The organism is Herbaspirillum hiltneri N3 (genome assembly GCF_001267925.1).
In the GTDB taxonomy this organism is placed as follows: Bacteria; Pseudomonadota; Gammaproteobacteria; order Burkholderiales; family Burkholderiaceae_D; genus Herbaspirillum; species Herbaspirillum hiltneri.
Window position 1 is genome coordinate 2,205,549 of record NZ_CP011409.1, and the last position, 15,229, is coordinate 2,220,777.

Annotated in this window: 12 protein-coding genes; 7 read left to right on the plus strand and 5 right to left on the minus strand. The window is 60.4% G+C overall.

Going from position 1 to position 15,229, the window contains the following annotated elements; all coding sequences use genetic code 11:
* The first annotated feature begins 213 nt into the window (after positions 1–213).
* A complete protein-coding gene (locus tag F506_RS09970) occupies positions 214–1,974 on the plus strand; it encodes a methyl-accepting chemotaxis protein (RefSeq protein ID WP_053197065.1) in 1,761 nt (586 codons plus the stop codon).
* A gap of 48 nt (positions 1,975–2,022) precedes the next feature.
* Here F506_RS09970 and F506_RS09975 read toward each other — a convergent pair whose 3' ends face one another.
* The 5 genes from F506_RS09975 to F506_RS09995 form a co-directional block, all read right to left on the minus strand.
* The gene (locus F506_RS09975) at positions 2,023–4,650 is read right to left on the minus strand and encodes a 2-oxoglutarate dehydrogenase E1 component (protein ID WP_053197067.1); all 2,628 of its coding nucleotides are present in this window, start codon (positions 4,648–4,650) and stop codon (positions 2,023–2,025) included.
* 82 nt (positions 4,651–4,732) lie between these two features.
* Positions 4,733–6,409, minus strand: a complete 1,677-nt coding sequence (locus F506_RS09980; protein ID WP_053197069.1) for a methyl-accepting chemotaxis protein — start codon at positions 6,407–6,409, stop codon at positions 4,733–4,735.
* Between the two features lie 358 nt (positions 6,410–6,767).
* Complete coding sequence (locus F506_RS09985) at positions 6,768–8,204, minus strand: aldehyde dehydrogenase family protein (protein ID WP_053197072.1); 1,437 nt, start codon at positions 8,202–8,204, stop codon at positions 6,768–6,770.
* A gap of 100 nt (positions 8,205–8,304) precedes the next feature.
* Positions 8,305–9,219: a 5-dehydro-4-deoxyglucarate dehydratase gene (gene kdgD, locus F506_RS09990; RefSeq protein ID WP_053197074.1), complete on the minus strand. Its 915-nt coding sequence runs from the start codon at positions 9,217–9,219 to the stop codon at positions 8,305–8,307.
* Positions 9,220–9,457: 238 nt separating this feature from the next.
* Positions 9,458–10,246: a FadR/GntR family transcriptional regulator gene (locus F506_RS09995; RefSeq protein ID WP_053197076.1), complete on the minus strand. Its 789-nt coding sequence runs from the start codon at positions 10,244–10,246 to the stop codon at positions 9,458–9,460.
* Positions 10,247–10,504: 258 nt separating this feature from the next.
* Between F506_RS09995 and F506_RS10000 the strand changes: the two genes are divergently transcribed.
* The 6 genes from F506_RS10000 (at position 10,505) to F506_RS10025 (ending at position 14,588) form a co-directional block, all read left to right on the plus strand.
* The gene (locus tag F506_RS10000) at positions 10,505–10,828 is read left to right on the plus strand and encodes a hypothetical protein (protein ID WP_053197078.1); all 324 of its coding nucleotides are present in this window, start codon (positions 10,505–10,507) and stop codon (positions 10,826–10,828) included.
* A gap of 166 nt (positions 10,829–10,994) precedes the next feature.
* Entirely contained in the window at positions 10,995–11,354 is a 360-nt protein-coding gene (locus F506_RS23640) for a hypothetical protein (RefSeq protein WP_235471467.1), read from the plus strand.
* Positions 11,355–11,939: 585 nt separating this feature from the next.
* A complete protein-coding gene (locus F506_RS10010; protein WP_053197080.1) occupies positions 11,940–12,551 on the plus strand; it encodes a hypothetical protein in 612 nt (203 codons plus the stop codon).
* Between the two features lie 392 nt (positions 12,552–12,943).
* Positions 12,944–13,309, plus strand: coding sequence for a hypothetical protein (locus F506_RS10015; RefSeq protein WP_053197082.1), 366 nt, complete (start codon positions 12,944–12,946; stop codon positions 13,307–13,309).
* A gap of 301 nt (positions 13,310–13,610) precedes the next feature.
* Positions 13,611–13,892 carry a hypothetical protein gene (locus F506_RS10020; RefSeq protein WP_053197084.1) on the plus strand — a complete coding sequence of 94 codons (282 nt, stop codon included), beginning with the start codon at positions 13,611–13,613 and terminating at the stop codon, positions 13,890–13,892.
* 48 nt (positions 13,893–13,940) lie between these two features.
* Positions 13,941–14,588 carry a DUF2026 family protein gene (locus F506_RS10025; RefSeq protein WP_053197086.1) on the plus strand — a complete coding sequence of 216 codons (648 nt, stop codon included), beginning with the start codon at positions 13,941–13,943 and terminating at the stop codon, positions 14,586–14,588.
* Positions 14,589–15,229 lie beyond the last annotated feature (641 nt).

Genomic DNA, 15,229 nt, shown 5'->3' on the forward strand with positions numbered 1-15,229 from the left:
TGCGGCGCTATTCAGTTTGAGAAAATCCCCCGCAGGCTATGGCGTGCGGGGGATTTTGCATTGAAGCGCCGGAGTTGTCGATTCGATAATGCGGCATTTGATGTCGCTCAAAAACCGTACAGAAAATCGCATCGGGTATTTTCCCTTGCTTTAAGATTGCGCAGGGCACGTCCACGTGCATCGAAAATTAAAATACCGATACTGGGAGTAGAAATGCGGAACATCACCGTTCGTTTTAGTCTGATGAGCGCGCTGGCGCTGTTTGCCGCCATGATCGTGTTCGGCGCCGCAGTGGGCGTGTTCGCGCTGGGCCGCGCCAACGACTCCACCGTGATGGTGCATGACGTGGCTTCGCGCGCGCTGACCATCAATGACGCCTACAAGGACACGACGCGCACCCGCGCCGCCCTGACGCGCGCGTACAGCGCGTTGAAGGAGCAGAACGACCAGGAGGTCAAGAATTCCGCCTTGAAGAGCGCGCAGGCCAGTTACGATCGTACGCTCAAGCTGATCGATGAGTTTGACAAGGCGGCGCCGTTCAAGGGCCAGGACGACAAGCTCAAGGCGGATCTGGTCAGCGCCGGCAAGCAGCTCTCCGATGTACTCAACAAGGCCGCCGAGGCCTTGCGCGCCAACGACACCAGTTCCTATGTCGAAATCAACGGCCGCGACATCACGTCCCGGGGCGCGAACTTTTCCACGCAGCTGGACAAGTTCCAGAAGTTGACCAAGGACGTCTCCGAAGACATCGTCGACCAGCGCAGCCGTGAATACAACATGGTGGTCTGGCTGGTAACGGTTGGCCTGATCGGCGCCTTGATACTTGTGCTGGCAGTGCATTTTCTGTTGCGCAGCATCGTGCTGAGGCCGCTCAACCGCGCCGTGAGCTTGCTCGACCAGGTGGCCGGTGGCGACCTGACGATGAAGATCAGCGAACCGGGCCGCAATGAAATCGGCCGTCTGTTCGCCTCGATCCGCAGCATGCAGCAGGCCTTGCTCAGTACTGTCTCGCGCGTGCGCACCAGCACCGACATCATCAATACCGGAGCGCAGGAAATCGCTTCCGGCAATCTCGATCTGTCGTCGCGCACCGAGACCCAGGCCAGCTCGCTGGAAGAGACCGCTGCGTCGATGGAGCAACTGACCGGCACCGTCAAGCAGAATGCCGAGAACGCCCAGCAGGCCAACCAGCTGGCGCATTCGGCGTCCCAGACGGCAGTCAAGGGCGGCGAGGTGGTGGCGCAGGTGGTCGATACCATGAACGCGATCAACGACTCTTCCAAGAAGATCGTCGACATCATCAGCGTGATCGACGGCATCGCGTTCCAGACCAATATCCTGGCTTTGAACGCGGCAGTGGAAGCCGCGCGCGCCGGCGAGCAGGGCCGCGGTTTTGCCGTGGTGGCGTCGGAAGTGCGCAGCCTGGCGCAACGCTCGGCGGCGGCGGCCAAAGAGATCAAGGGACTGATCACCGATTCGGTGGACAAGGTCGAGTCGGGCAGCCGCCTGGTCGAGCACGCCGGCATGACCATGGGCGAAGTGGTCGACAGCGTGCGCCGTGTGACCGATATCGTCAGCGAGATCAGCTCGGCCAGCCGTGAGCAGAGCGACGGCATCGCCCAGGTCAACAATGCGATTGCGCAGATGGATGAAGTGACGCAGCAGAATGCAGCGCTGGTGGAAGAGGCCGCCGCAGCGGCGCAGTCGCTGCAGACGCAGGCGGTGACGCTGGCCGAGGCGGTGAGTATTTTCCGGATCGACGCCGGCGCCGTGGCGGCGGGACGGCAACATGCACCGGTCGCCTTGACGCCGCGTGCTGCCGTTAAAGTCGCGGCAGCAGCAGCGGGAAGCGCTCCTGCCGCCGCGCTTCCCGCTGCTGCTGCAAGCACCAACGCGGCACCGGCCAAGCCTGTGATCGCCCGGACCGCACCCAAGCTTCCGCCGGCTTCCGATGACGATTGGGAACAGTTCTGATCCGGACAGCTACTGCCGCAGCGACAGCGTCGCTGCGGCTTTCTTCCGCTAGCTCTGCTTTCTTTCCAGTGCTTCGCTCACCAGCCGGCGCTGCTCTTGCTGGTGGCGCCTTATCGACGAGTGCGCGCCGGCCGCGGTAGCGATGCGGCACACGTTGCGCAGGGAGACTCCTGCCGGCAGGCAGTGTTCGAGAGTGTCGCGTACGAAACGCCACGCGCCCTGGTTCTTGTCCTCTTCCTGCGTCCACACCACCTCGCATAAATTCGGAAAAGCCGCCAGCGCATCAGCCAGGGCCTCCTGCGGGAAAGGGTAGAGCTGCTCGACCCGGATCACCGCAGTGGATGCGTCATGGGTGTCATTGCGCGCCGCCTCGATGTCGTAAAAGAACTTCCCGCTGCAAAGGATGACGCGATTCACCGCCGCCGGATCAGCGGCGTTCTTATCTGCCAGCAGCGGCAAGAATCCCCCTTCGCTTAATTCCTGCAACGACGAATGCGAACGCGGGTTGCCATACAGTTGCGACTTCGGCGACATCACGACCAGCGGTTTTGGATCTGCCGTCACGGCTTGCTGGCGCAGCAGGTGGAACCATTGCGCCGACGTCGAGGGAAACGCGACGCGGATGTTACGGTCGGCGCAGAGTTGCAGGAAGCGCCCCAGATAAGCGGTCGAGTGTTCCGGACCGGCGCCTTCCTGGCCGTGCGGCAGCAGCATGGTCAGGCCCGAGCGATAGCCCCATTTGTGTTCGCCGGACGCAATGTACTGGTCGACGATGACCTGGGCGCCGTTGACGAAGTCACCGAACTGCGCTTCCCAGATGGCCAGCCGACGTTGTGCCTGGACGCTGTAGCCGTATTCGAAACCGAGCACGGCTTCTTCGGTCAGGGGGGAGTTGACGATGTCGATGCGCCCTTGGCCGGGGCCGATGTGATCGAGCGGAACGAATACCTCGCCTGCTTGCCCATCGACGTCGTTTTGGTCAAACCAGCGGGCATGGCGGTGCATGAAGGTGCCGTGGCCTACATCCAGGCCGGACAGGCGGATGTCGACGCCATCACCGAGCAACGAGGCGCAGGCGAGGTTTTCGGCGAAGCACCAGTCGATCGGATTTTGCGCGTCGGCGGCGCCGGTTTGCCATTTCCGGATCAGCTTGCCGATGACCTCGTGTACCTGGAAGTTGTCCGGCGGCGTGGTGATGCTTGCTGCCAGCGCTTGCAGGCGCTCGATCGACGGCGGCCGCGAGAACATGCCGGAGGCATCGTCGTCGATTGCCGGCAGCATCTGCATGGCGGGTTTACCGGCCAAGACACCTGTCAGCACCATCCTCAACATGTCGATGCGCAAACGGTCGAGCGAATCCGCCGTTGCTGCATGCGCCGTTTCACCCGCGATCCGGGCGTGGTAAAGCTCGGTGACCGGAGGATGGCGCGTGATGGCAGCCTGCAAACGCGGATGCGTGAGGGCCGGGATGTCGTGTTCGGAATGGCCGAGGCGGCGATAGCCGATCAGGTCGATGATGACATCGGCGCCGTATTTCATGCGGTAATCGAGAGCGATGGCCGCGGCGCGCACCAATTCGTCGGGATGATCGGCATTGACGCGGATCACCGGCGCATCGACCAGGCGGCCTATGTCGGTGCAATAGAGATTGCCGGCCACATCCATGGCATTGGACGTGGTGAACGCGATCTGGTTGTTGACGATGATGTGGACGGTGCCGCCGAGAGTATAGCCAGGTGTGCGCGTCAGGTTCAGGGTCTCCATGACGATGCCCTGGCCTGCAAATGCGGCGTCGCCGTGCACCATGACCGGCACGCAGCCGAGATCGGGATTGTCGTCCTGCCAGGCGCGCGCCATGCCGCTGACGACCGGATAAACGCTTTGCAGGTGCGACGGATTGTGCGCCAGGAACAGCGCGACTTCGCCTTGTCCGGTTTGCTTCACGGCGCTGCCGCCGAGATGGAAGGGCAGGTCGTTCTGGCTGACGGATTCGGGAGCGTCGGGATTGAGGCAGGCGAGGATATGTTCAACCGGCATATCCATCAGATTGACCAGCATGTTCAGCCTGCCGCGATGCGGCAGTCCGAGGAACATTTGCTGCACGCCATGGCGCGCGGCGTTCTCGATCAGCAGGTCCATCAGCGGCAGCAGGCTTTCGCAGCCTTCCATTGAAAAGCGCTTGGCGTGCGGCGCCGTGACGGCGAGGTGGCGTTCCCATACCTCCGCCGTGATCAGGCGATGCAGTATGGACTGGCGCTGCGCAGCAGGTACGGCGGGGGATGCGTTTTCCATCCGTGCGAACAGCCAGTCGCGGCGCGCTTCATCGCGGACGCCGCTGCAATCCAGCGCAATGGCGCCACAATAGATGGCCTTGAGCTGGCGGTCCAGCTGCTGCACGGTGACTGCCGCAGGAAAAATAGTGCTGCCGGGCGGACGCGGCATGGCGGGATCGAGTCCATGGAATTCGGGCGTCAGCTCCGGCAAAGCCGGCGCGGATTGCAGAGCCGTCGCTGTCAGCGGATCGAGGCGGGCCATGCGATGGCCGGCGTTACGGTGTGCCTGGATGAACTGCGCGATGTGCCAGGACGACAGCGCATCGGCATCGGCTGCAGGTTCGTGGGACGGGAGGAAGGACAAGCGCGGCAGCGCGAGATGTTCAGGATAATTGTTGGACATGGCGGGGAGAGGATAGGATAGGTGTTGTTGTGAAAGTCGCTGCTCCATGTCGGGCCGCTCCGCGAAGAGCGGCCCGCACTTTTTATGCCGTGGCGCTGAACGCGAGTTCCGGCGTCTTGGTGCCGTTCAGGCGGGATGGCTTTTCAGTGATGTCGACTGAACGGCGCGCACCGGGCATGCCGCTGCGTGCGTTACCGGGCGCCGGCAGCAAGTCGCTCTGGAGCGTGAAAGTGCTCATCATCCCGGTCAGCCGGCCGGTCTGGTCTTGCAGCGCTTGCGCCGCTGCGGCGCTTTGCTCGACCAGCGCGGCGTTTTCCTGCGTGACCTGATCCATCAACGTGATGGCCTGGTTGATCTGTTCGATGCCGATGCTTTGTTCCTGGCTGGAAGAACTGATTTCCGCAACGATGTCGGTGACGTGGCGGATGCTGGTGACGACGTCCTGGATGGTTTGTCCGGCTTGCTCGACCATTTTGCTGCCGTTGCCGACCTGATTGACGGAGTGGTCGATCAGGGTCTTGATTTCTTTCGCGGCGACGGCGCTGCGTTGCGCCAGGTTGCGCACTTCACTGGCGACCACGGCGAAGCCGCGGCCATGCTCGCCGGCGCGGGCTGCCTCGACGGCGGCGTTGAGGGCGAGGATATTGGTCTGGAACGCGATGCCGTCGATCACGCCGATGATGTCGACGATCTTGCGCGACGAGTTGTTGATGGCGGTCATGGTGTCGACCACCTGGCCGACGGCGTCGCCGCCTTTGACCGCAACGGCGGATGCATTGGACGCGAGCTGGTTGGCCTGGCGCGCGTTGTCGGCGTTCTGCCTGACGGCGGAGGTGAGCTGCTCCATCGCAGAGGCGGTTTCTTCCAGCGAGCTGGCCTGCTGTTCGGTCCGGCTGGACAGATCCATGTTGCCGCTGGCGACCTCGCGCGAAGCTTCGGCGATCGTATCGGTGCCTTTGCGCACGTTGCTCACGATGCCGTGCAAGTTCTCGATCATGATTTTCAGTGCGACGAGCAAGCGGCCGATTTCGTCCTTGCTATCGATTTGAAGGTGGTGTGTCAGGTTGCCCTGGGCGACTGCCTCCGCCAGGTCGACCGCGCGATTGATCGGCCGCGTGATGGTGCGGGTGATGAAGATCCCGGTCACGATGGACAGCATCACTGCGCAAGCCGACAGGATCGCCATCTGGATCTTCGCATTGCGGGCCTGTACGGCCGCATTGATGACGTCGTTTTCCATTTCCTTCGCCTGATAGTCGACCATCTTGTCGACGAGTACGTAATAGGCTGCCTGCGTACGAGCCATGTCTCCTTGGTAGATATCGCGTGCTTCCTGCGACTTGTTCTCTGCAATCAGTTCGAAGAATTTACGCACCGTGACGCCATAGGCCGAGCGCGATTCGAACTGTTGCTTGAACAGGGATTTGCTTTGGTCGTTCTTCAGCATCTTTTCGAACTTGGAATATGCCTCGGCATTGGTCTTGCGCAAGGCGGCATAGTCGTCCATATATTGCTTGGCGCGTTCGGGCGAGCTTGTCAGCAGCAGGTTGCTGAGGATGGCGTTGCCTTTGTTGCCGTTGTTCTTGATCTGATTGCTGATGGCGATCAGCGAATAGCGTTCGCCGACGATGCGATCCATTTTTTCGTTGTTGGTGTCGAGATGCCGGATGCCGACGACGGCGGTGCCGATCAGCAGGGCGACCACCAAGGCGAAAGCTGAGCCAAGACGGACACCTATTTTGAGATTGGAGATTTTCATTTTCTACTCCTCTATGTCGGGGTTTGGGTGCGCTTGCAGGTGGTCATGGGGCAGAGCAGGCGCGATTTGTAAGGGACGGCGATATCCAAGGAAGACGACCTCAAAAATGTGACCGCCGGGCAATGAACAGAGGGAAGAGTAGTGTGCGAAATGCGGGGATGCTATCGGGATATTTCTGATGTTTTTCTTGCCATTGACGCTCTGGATAGATATTCGGACACCTTATGATTAGTAGGTTGCAGAAAGACGCAGCCCGCGCAAAAAAAAAGCGCCGGAGCTGATGCGCCGGCGCTGAAACTGCCGTTGCCGGCAGCTGTGGATACCTGAGGAGGTAAGCTTGCTACATTCCGTGCACGCGTTATGCCGCGGTGTATGAAGTCTTGACCGTGGTGTAGAACTCGGCGGCGTACGCGCCTTGTTCGCGCGGACCGTAGCTCGACGCCTTGCGGCCGCCGAACGGGACGTGATAGTCGACGCCGGCGGTCGCCGTGTTGACCATCACCATGCCGGCTTGTGCGTGGCGCTTGAAGTGGGTGGCGTGCTTCAGCGACGTGGTGCAGATGCCCGACGACAGACCGAACTCGGTGTCGTTGGCCAGTTGCAGCGCGTGTTCGTAGTTGTCGGCGGGGATCACCGAGGCGACCGGTCCGAAGATTTCTTCACGCGAAATACGCATGTCGTTGTTGCAGTCGGCGAACAGCGCCGGCGTCATGTAGAAGCCGTCGGTGTCGCGCTTGATGCGCTCGCCGCCGGACACCAGGCTGGCTCCTTCCTGCTTGCCGATTTCAATGTACGACAGGTTCTGATCCAGTTGCGACTGATCGACCACCGGGCCGATGTTGGTGTCTGCCGACAGCGCGTGGCCGATCTTCAGGCCGGCCAGTTGCGCGCGTGCCGCTTCGATGAAGCGCGGGTAGATATCCTTTTCGACGATGATGCGGCTCGAAGCGGTGCAGCGTTGGCCGGTCGAGAAGAACGCGCCTTGCACGGCTGCCGTGACGGCGACGTTGAGGTCGGCGTCGTTGAGGACCACCAGCGGATTCTTGCCGCCCATTTCCAGCTGGAACTTCGCCATGCGCGCGATACAGCCTTGCGCCACGCGGTTGCCGGTCGAGACCGAGCCGGTGAAGGTGAGGGCGGTGACGCGGCGGTCGTCGATGAAGCGCTGGCCGACTACCGAACCGCGGCCCATGACCAGGTTGAAGACGCCGGCCGGGATGCCCGAGCGGCTGATGATGTCGGCAATCGCCCAGGCGCTGCCCGGCACCAGTTCGGCCGGTTTGAAGACGACGGTGTTGCCGTAGGCGAGCGCCGGCGCGATCTTCCAGGCGGGAATCGCCATCGGGAAATTCCACGGGGCGATGATGCCGACCACGCCGACCGGTTCACGGGTGATTTCGATATCCATGCCAGGGCGCACCGATGCCAGTTTCTGGCCCTGGATGCGCAGCACTTCGGCGGCGAAGAACTTGAAGATGTTGCCGGCGCGGCCGGCTTCGCCGATGCCTTCGGCCAGGGTCTTGCCTTCTTCGCGCGAGAGCAGGCGGCCGAGTTCTTCCTTGCGCGCCAGGATTTCCGAGCCGATCTTGTCGAGCGCATCCGAGCGCGCCTGGATGTTGCCGGTGCTCCAGGCGGGGAAAGCGGCGTGGGCGGCGGCGATGGCGATGTCGGCTTGCGCTGCGTCGGCTTGTGCGTATTCGCCGATGACGTCGGACAGATCGGATGGGTTGATGTTCTTGTTGACGCTGGCGCCTTGCAGCCATTCGCCGTTGATGTAGTTCGCAAATTGGGACATCGTGATCTCCTGAATGTGGAAGCCAAAACTGACCGCGGGAATCTTCCGGCGGTCAGTTTTGGCTTGATTACTTCTTATCGGTGAAAAAACTGCGGTGCATTTATTGCGGGCCGAGGCGCTTGATCAGTGCCGCAAGTTCTTCGTGTTCCGCTTCCGTGCAGGCGGTCAGCGGGGTGCGCACCGGTCCTGCGTCGTGTCCGACGACACGCGCGCCGGCCTTGACGATACTGACTGCGTAACCGGCCTTGCGGTTCCGGATGGCCAGGTAAGGCAGGAAGAAATCGTCGATCAGCTTGCCGACGGTAGCGTGGTCTTCCCTGGCGATCGCGTGGTAAAAGTCCATCGCGGTCTTGGGAATGAAATTGAACACGGCCGACGAGTAGACCGGCACGCCCAGCGCCTTGTAAGCCGCTGCGTAGACTTCCGCGGTCGGCAGGCCGCCGAGGTAGGTGAAGCGGTCGCCGAGGCGACGGTGAATGGTGACCATGGATTCGATTTCACCGACGCCGTCCTTGAAGCCGATCAGGTTCGGGCAGCGGTCGGCCAGGCGTTCCAGCATGTCGGCGTTGAGTTTGCAGACGCCGCGGTTGTAGATGATCACGCCGAACTTGACCGATTTGCAGACGGCTTCAACGTGTTCGGCGATGCCTTCCTGGCTGGCTTCGGTCAGGTAGTGCGGCATCAGCAGGATGCCGTGCGCGCCGAGGCGTTCGGCTTCCTGGGCATAGCCGATGGCGGCGCGGGTCGCGCCGCCGGCGCCGGCGATGATCGGCACCTTGCCTTTGCAGGTATCCACGGCGGTACGGATGATGTCGGAATATTCACCCGGCACCAGCGAAAAGAACTCGCCTGTGCCGCCTGCCGCGAACAGTGCGCTGGCGCCGTAAGGAGCCAGCCATTCCAGGCGCTCGATATAGCTCTTCGGACGGAAGTCGCCCTGTTCGTCGAAGTCGGTCAGCGGGAAAGAGAGCAGGCCGGCGGAGAGGATTTGTTTCAGGTCTTGTGGTGTGTACATGTCGGTGTCGGTAGGTGCCAGTGATGAGAGAAAAGTATCTTCGCGCTGCAGTGTGTCCGTTCAGGGCTGTTCAGTCCGTCGGGCCGGGATGAGTCCAGTGACCGGATGGATTCGGCTCATTTGAATTCATGCGAACTTAAGATATCAGTCATCGTACAACATGAATTAAAAGAAAGCCAGCAGTTTTTTGCTGCCGGCCGGGTCGTGCCTTGCTACCTGATTGCTGTTTTGCCAATGACTACTTGTCCGACGCTTTTTCCTGCTGTTGCGCGTCGGCAGCCGATTCGGCGGCTTCCTGGGCGCGGCGCAGGCGCTCGCGGCTATTGGTCAGATGGTTGCGCATGGCGGCGCGCGCGGCTTCGGTGTCGCGGCGGGCGATGGCTTCGTAGATGTCTTCATGCTCGCGCTGCACGCGGTCGAGGTAGCTGGCCTGCGGATCGCGCGCCAGTTCGGCCGTGTTGAGACGCTTGCGCGGAATCACGCCGGCGCCGAGGTGGCTCAGGATCTCAATGAAATAGCGGTTGCCGGTGGCGTTGGCGATCTGGAAGTGGAAGCGGAAGTCGGGGCCGACCGTGTCGACACCCTTTTTCAGGTTCTCGTGGAAGGCGTCGAGCGCCTGGCGGATTTCCAGCAATTGCGCCTCGCTGCGACGCGCTGCGGCCAGACCGGCGGTTTCGGTTTCCAGGCTGATGCGCAGTTCCAGCAGCGCCAGCAAGTCCTTCATCGTGGTGATGGTGGCCGGATCGATGTTGATGTTGCCGGCTTTTTGCGCCTCCAGCACGAAGGTGCCAATGCCATGCCGCGTTTCCACCAGCCCTGCGGCCTGCAGGCGCGAAATCGCTTCGCGCACCACGGTGCGGCTGACGCCCTGGGTCAGCATGATCTCGGACTCGGTGGGCAGCTTCTCGCCCGGCTTGATCGAGCCGTTGGAAATCATTTCGGAAATCGCGCCGACCACTTCCTGCGACAGGCTTTGGGTCTTTTTGCGAGGACGCATCAGCGGGCTGGGGGTCTCGGTAACTTCCATTTTTATAAGTGGGTGCGTGAAAGTGGCGTGAAGTGCGGATCCTGATACATCGCGCGTCGGAAGGTTATGCGACATCTTACCAGAAGATGACTTGTTTTCGTAGCGCGAAGTGGGCGTTTAGTGGCCGCTTTCCTTGTTGCGCGCAGGCCTCAGTGTAACTGATGACGATGGCCAGGCTGCATTTGAGAGTTTTCCTATATCGCCCGGAGCGGCAAAAAATCACAATGCAAGGCATCCACCCACTTGCGAAAGTTTGTCATGAACAGCCTTCTCTGGATCTTCGTTGCCTTCTGCGGCCTGGCCTATGTGTTCAATCGCTTTGCCACCGCCGACAACCGCGTCGCCGCCACGCCGGAACAGCGCCGCTACGATTTCATCGTCGACGTCTGCGACGGCGACCGTCGGAAAGCCGCGCGTCTGGTCGAAGAAAAGTGTGCGCTGTTCCCTCATCTGAACGGCTTGCAGGCGCAACAGTTGGTGTATCAGGACATGCTGGACCTCACGGCGGAAGAGCGTGCAGCAGCGCATGTCGCAATCCGGCGTACGTCCCGCAAGGCGATGACCGAAGAAACGGCCGCATGATTTCCACGCGGCATCGCCCGGCCGGCTGAGCCGGCTTTTTTTACGTCCGCAAAAACATGTGCAAAAGACATGTTGATGCCTTGGCATCCCTTGCTGGGCGCGGCATTCAGGCTTTCACACTTCTCCGGAGTTTGTGCTAGTATCGATTCATTGCCGTGAGGAAATCATGAAAACTATCGAGCTGGATACCGAATACACGCTAGAAGACCGCGCCGAGAAAATCAGCGAGCGAAGCATCCCGAAGAAACCCGTACGCGCCGTTGCCGAAGTCGATCCCGACGTCGAACTGACCGGCGAAGAACTGCGCTGGATGTACAGCGTGTTCAAGGGCGACTTCCGCATCATTCCGCGTCGCGTGGTGCAGAGCGTGATCAGCAAGGGTCTGGGCATTCCCAATCTGGGCGGCGCCTTCAACCTGACCAGCGCGGGTCGCAATGTATTCCGCCGGACGTCACCGGCGGCGAACGACGAGTTGCATATCGTCAAATCGCGCTATCGGCATCGTTCCAACTGGCGTTTGGGATAAGTCTTGCCGCGCCTTTGCCGCGCTTGACGGCAAGCGGCGAAGAAGTGGGAATGCAGGGCTGAAAGCAGTATTCGACATCGCGTCGGATGCTGCTTTTTTCATGGCGGGACGTTTTTGCCGCGGCATAAAAAAACCCGGTGCCAGGGGAACCGGCACCGGGAAAGCTCGTCACTCCCCCGAAAAACCTGGCGGCCCGGGACGTGGTCCACGGACTTGCAATGGCGCCTGAAGAGGAGCGGCTTCAGGTGCAGTAACCGATAGGGATGCGAGTGACTTGACTGCATTCTGGCAAATCCGGGAGGCAATTCATATCGAATAAATTCGAGAGTTACGAGATAGTTATTGCCGTCGAATCCAATACTCGTCCTGCTACCTTGGCAAATAACTTCATTTTTTGTTTTGTAAATATTTTGCTCGCTGATTTGTCGCTGGTTGAACGTGCGGTGAGCGCTCCCGGCTTAAAAACGAATCGCGGGGCGAGGACACGGCGCGTGGCGGGCAGGCGACAAATGCGCGTCTGTGGCGCGCCGGCAGCATTGCGGGTCCGATGCTAGACTGATTTTTTCTCTCACCTAAGGAATCGTCATGTCGAGTCGCTCCAGGTTGTTGTCCTTGTTTGCAGTTGCCGCGCTGGCGTTGCCCATGTTGGTCCAGGCGCAGAATGCGGCGCCCGCCAGGATCCGCGGCACGGTTGCCGCAATCAGCGGCAATAGCGTCGACATACTGACGCGCGAAGGGAAGAAGCTGACACTGCAGCTGAACGACGCCACACGCTATTCCTTCGTCAAGGCGCTCGACCTGGCATCGATCAAGCAAGGCAGCTTCATCGGTACGGCCGGCAAGCCGACCGCCAACGGCGGCATCGAAGCGCTGGAAGTCGTGGTGTTCCCCGAAGAGGCGCGCGGTTCCGGTGAAGGTCACTACGACTGGGACCTGTTGCCGGGCAGCAGCATGACCAACGCCACCGTCTCGGCGGTGGTGTCGGGCAATGCCGGACGCGATCTGGAGCTGACTTACCAGGGCAAGAGCATCAAGATTCAGGTCCCGAAGGATGTGCCGGTCGTGACCTTCGTGCCGGCCACTGCACAGGACCTGAAACCGGGCCTGGCGGTATTTGCGGTGGCGTCGCGCAGCGGCGAGGAGTGGAAGGCCGGACGTCTCCTGATCGAGAAGGATGGCGTCAAGCCGCCGATGTGAGTATGGCAGGGAGGCAGCTTGTTATGCCGCCATGGAATAAGCGAATAGGATATTGATCGTTTCCATGCGCGGTTTTTGGCTTTAAAGTGGCACTGTCTCCTCAATAACCTCCTGGAAGAAGTTTTTGAGATTGAACCCGCCCGGCCCGCGCCCGGCGGGTTTTTTTTCGCCGATCGCTCACGTTGCCGCCCAATAAATAATCAATCTGTTGCCGGTGCCGTCGCAGCAAGGGATTGCGCCGATCCCCCACAGCTTGTCCACAGGGCTGTTCACAGGCGCTGTGGGTAACTCGGCGGTCAAGTCTGGGCAGAACGGCGTTTCGCGCGTACCATGGCGGCCGGGACATCCGTTCGGATATCCGCCTACAGCAAGCCCACCCGGAGAACGCAGCAATGAGCAATGATTTGACCAAAGATGAATTTGACGCCCTCGGTCAGATCAGCCGCAAGGAACATCGCGGCCGCCCGAGCGCCTGCGTGGCGCGCAACACCAAGCGCCTGACCGGCATCAAGATGCTCGAATACACCCGCGAAGGCCATCTGGCGCTGACGGAAAAGGGTTTGCAGACGCTGTTCATCTATCGCTGCATCGAAGCCTTGCGCGGCCTGAACGCGGATGCCGACGCGGTGGTCGACGCCGACGTCGCGATCTTCCTCAGCCGCAAGGGGCATATCGTCGCCAAGGAAGGCAGCAAGCAGTTCGAGATCACCCAGCGCGGCCGTGAATCGCTGGCCGATATCGACGCGCAATCGCGCTGATGTGCTGATGCCCTGAGCGCAGGGCGCAGGGCGCAGCAACTGCGGCGTCTGTGCAGGAACACGCGTTCCCGACTTTGTTTTCCTCTGCTTTTCCTCTTCGCTTTCCCGCTTCTATTGCGCTTGTTTTGCGCTTGTTTTGCACTTGTATCGCGCTGTCCACCACCCGTGCCGGCATAGGGAATTCCCCGATAGATTGTGCCTGCCTGCGTGTCTATGATGCACTCCATGGACAGACGGTTTGCAACACGGCGACAGCCCTGCGACAACAGACCTTCTGCGTAATCAAGCTCATGGAGGTCATATGCAATTCATCGTCGATACAGTGCCGAACGATATCGCCCTGATGTTCGTCACTTACCTGGGTTTCTGCATGTTGCTGATGTTTCTGTTCATTCGCGCCGATTGCGAGTGGAACAAGCGTGAAATGAAGTTGTCCCGCGAGCGCCTGCGCGTACTCTCGGCCGACCGGGAAAATTCGGATCGCCTGCGCGAACTGACCGCCTGCTCGGTGCATCACGACGTCAACTGCGCATGCTTCCTGCACAGCAACGATGCCGACGCCACAGGCAAGAATGCTGCCTGAGTCGGCCTGACCCGGCTGGAGCCGCATGCGGTATGAGAAAATACGCGGATGAAATCATCCAACATTCGCCCCCTCATCCCGCTTGCGGATTACCAACGTATTTTTCGCGTCATTCACTCGGTACTCGATAGTGTCGACGCCAATATCCCGGCCGCGAGTTTTTTCTTCAGCGTCACCGCGGCGCAGATATTGAAAAAGTTTTACAAGAAGAACGCCTTTCCGGTCGCCGGTGCGGCGTTCTACCTGATCAGCAAAGATGGCAGCGGCGCCTTGTCCTTCGGCACGCTGGACGGCGACAAGGTCGACAGCAACAGCGACGCGTTCCACTGCTGGGTGCAATGCGACGGTTATGCGCTGGACTTCATGGCGCCGGTGTTTGAAGAATTGCTGGAAGACGCGGGCCATCCGATGGCGGTGCCGCGCCAAATGTTCCAGAAGGATCTGGCGCGCATGTCGGCGTCGCCGACGGGATTGAGCGCGCTGGGAGACTTCAGGCTGGAGCCGAACCTGGCGCTGACGCGTGATTTGTTGCAGCAGTTCATGAACAAGCCGGCGCTGAGCAATCTGTCGCAGGTGTGCATGGACTGGTACCAGAAGCCGCCGAAGGAACTGGGCAGCGGCGTGGTCATGCAGAACGCCGAAGGCGAAGGCACCAGGATGGCGCTGAGCCGCTTGCAGATTACCGGCGCCTGGTGACGGCTGCCGCGAGGCATATGAATTTGGGGTGGGGGAAGCAGCAGTAGCAGCAACAGAAGTACGTACAGCACTTGGGGAAGTGAACTGTAGTTGTCGTCTTGAGGGGAGCAGGAGTGGGGGAGAAGGGGGAGTGGTGCACCGGACGATTGGTCCGGCACACCGTGCAATCATGCATATCGGTTGCATGTATCGCGAAAGAGTTGACAGGATAAGCCGGCTTTGTGACTTGTTGATGACAGTGACAATCATCCCATGGTGGTTGCTGCGAGATTCAGGAATGCGCGAAACCGTTTCAGAGTGTCACGAAGCCGTCATACGATGCCGATAGAATCTCGTTTGTCTCCTCTAAACTTGCTTTAGATTCACCTGCGATACAGACGTATCGCAGGTTTTTTTTTCTCAGAATTTTGTACTGCGCAGTTGCCGCAGCGTCCGTTGAAGTAGCCAATGCCGGATAGTGGCGTCGTAACCCGGCTGCACGCACACGTCATGGAAGCCGCCAATCTCCCTGCTGGTGATCCAGCCCGGCGGCGCGGGGTGCGTTTTTGTCTTCCACTTGCTCAAGAATGACCAGGAATGGAATTTCCCTTGTTATCAACGACTTAAGCAAGTTCTCCAGTGCTTATCCACAGGCTTGCTAC

Excerpts from the sequence above, each read along its gene's own strand:
- F506_RS09980 (WP_053197069.1), bottom strand. The coding sequence starts at position 6,409 with ATGAAAATCTCCAATCTCAAAATAGGTGTCCGTCTTGGCTCAGCTTTC.
- F506_RS10010 (WP_053197080.1), top strand. The coding sequence starts at position 11,940 with ATGTCGAGTCGCTCCAGGTTGTTGTCCTTGTTTGCAGTTGCCGCGCTG.
- F506_RS09995 (WP_053197076.1), bottom strand. The coding sequence starts at position 10,246 with ATGGAAGTTACCGAGACCCCCAGCCCGCTGATGCGTCCTCGCAAAAAG.
- F506_RS09975 (WP_053197067.1), bottom strand. The coding sequence starts at position 4,650 with ATGTCCAACAATTATCCTGAACATCTCGCGCTGCCGCGCTTGTCCTTC.
- F506_RS09985 (WP_053197072.1), bottom strand. The coding sequence starts at position 8,204 with ATGTCCCAATTTGCGAACTACATCAACGGCGAATGGCTGCAAGGCGCC.
- F506_RS10020 (WP_053197084.1), top strand. The coding sequence starts at position 13,611 with ATGCAATTCATCGTCGATACAGTGCCGAACGATATCGCCCTGATGTTC.
- F506_RS10000 (WP_053197078.1), top strand. The coding sequence starts at position 10,505 with ATGAACAGCCTTCTCTGGATCTTCGTTGCCTTCTGCGGCCTGGCCTAT.
- kdgD (WP_053197074.1), bottom strand. The coding sequence starts at position 9,219 with ATGTACACACCACAAGACCTGAAACAAATCCTCTCCGCCGGCCTGCTC.
- F506_RS09970 (WP_053197065.1), top strand. The coding sequence starts at position 214 with ATGCGGAACATCACCGTTCGTTTTAGTCTGATGAGCGCGCTGGCGCTG.
- F506_RS10025 (WP_053197086.1), top strand. The coding sequence starts at position 13,941 with ATGAAATCATCCAACATTCGCCCCCTCATCCCGCTTGCGGATTACCAA.
- F506_RS10015 (WP_053197082.1), top strand. The coding sequence starts at position 12,944 with ATGAGCAATGATTTGACCAAAGATGAATTTGACGCCCTCGGTCAGATC.
- F506_RS23640 (WP_235471467.1), top strand. The coding sequence starts at position 10,995 with ATGAAAACTATCGAGCTGGATACCGAATACACGCTAGAAGACCGCGCC.